At 59.4% G+C, this 1634-nt stretch carries 2 protein-coding genes; one reads left to right on the top strand and one right to left on the bottom strand.

The window, feature by feature from the left end; genetic code table 11:
* A partial coding sequence (locus ACH2EH_RS11580) for a hypothetical protein (protein WP_395141811.1) occupies nucleotides 1-1017 on the top strand: 1017 nt, incomplete at its 5' end.
* Nucleotides 1018-1043: 26 nt separating this feature from the next.
* Here the strand turns inward: ACH2EH_RS11580 and ACH2EH_RS11585 are convergent.
* On the bottom strand, nucleotides 1044-1634 hold a 591-nt coding region (locus ACH2EH_RS11585; protein ID WP_395141813.1), incomplete at its 5' end, for a DUF4397 domain-containing protein.

Below are 1634 nucleotides of genomic sequence, written 5' to 3' on the forward strand. Positions count from 1 at the left end.
GCTATTGTGGAGGAGTCCGAACCGATGGCACGTGCCTGGAAAGTTCGGCAGAAACGAGAGCGCGCCATCGAGCGTATGACTGCGACCCCGAGAACAGCACAGCTCTGTTGCGATAACCGGGGAGTTCCCCTGCGTGGTGCAAAGGCACCGCTTATCCTGGCAGCCCGCTCACACTTGATCCTTGCCTTGCCCCAGTGCGATGCCTCAAATCTGCCCGAGGTTTCCGTGCAGTTCGGAGAGGGCGAGCCGCTCCCCGCTGTGTGGCAAAAGACATCGGCTATTCCCGGTCTGGAAGTGACTCTACCGGAGACGGTGCAGAGCGGCGTGCTTGTGGTTTCAGGGGCGGGGAAAATCCTGTGGCAACGGTTTGTCTATATCACCTACGCACTGCCGCTCACGCCCCAGGTTCCAGCCTGGCGCGGTGTGCTTGATGATGCCTGCCGCTGGGCCAAAGGAGCACACACCCCCAAGGAGATTGTTGCCCACCTCACTCATGGACTTTTTACAAGCGGTCGGTTTGTCTATCCCGTCAGTGATCCGACAAAAAACGCAATATTTGTGAGGCATAACACCTTTGCCCTGAAAACGTTCTTGAGCCAGGAGGGGCCGCGCAGGGGCAACTGTATAGACATCTCAGACTATCTGGTAATCTGTGCCGCCGCCCTAGGAGTTCCACTGCAACTCGTCCAACTGACGGACTCCCAGAACCGCACCCTGGTCACCAACCCGATCTGCCCCATCGGCTGGGATGCCACCGACCCGGAGAGCTACCGTAGTGTGCGCTGCACGATGCATCAGGTGGCCTACCTCCCCGAGGCAAACCGCCTCTTCGACGCGTGCTTTTTCTTGCCCCGCACGGGCAGTCCCACGCGCAACCCCGTCCCCACGTTTAGCTGGGATGCGGCCCGGATGCTGCACTACTGGCAGTCCGAAGACGCGACACTAGGTTTCGTGCGACGACCTCATCAGAGCGTCCCCCTGGCCCTGCTCTCGGCAAAAGTGCCAAGTGTGGAGTAGCCCGGTTCTTGTGGAGTAGCCAGGATCTAGAAATCTACAAGAGTAATATTTTGAAGGGACACACCAAACCCGCCTACCATCACACTGGAGTACACATGTCCCTTGGTCAGGGTCGTGGTGCCACTGTCGCTAATCACGCTCTTGCTCCCCGTGGGTGTCACCCGAACGCGATAGTCGCCCTGGGGCAAATCGAGGTAGGCAGAAGCTCCCTTAAATACAATATTGATCAGGTTCGGCGAAGCGGAGCCGATGCTTGCTGCCGGGTCGGTGACATAGACATCCACGCCCGTGTGCTCGGAGGCAGCATGAACAACACGCAAGCGGGCATTTCCCGCCGTGACTGACGGAACGTTATCGTCGGGAACCAGAACGACATCCAGAGTAGATGAGGCCCCGATGATGAGGGCGGTGTAGTCGCTCCCCGCAAACTCCAGCGTCCGAGAGACACGCGGAGCCCCGAGCGGCGTCGCCGCATCCACGAGGTGCAGCGTATGCCCCCCCGAAAGTATATTCACGTATCGACTCGCGGACTTGTAGGCCAGCGAGCTGACGGCCACTTCAACATTGAAGCGCACTGCCAGCGCTCCGGTACTGGGCGCTGCATGAACCACACGAAA

This window comes from Armatimonas sp., assembly GCF_043760365.1.
Classification (GTDB): Bacteria; Armatimonadota; Armatimonadia; order Armatimonadales; family Armatimonadaceae; genus Armatimonas.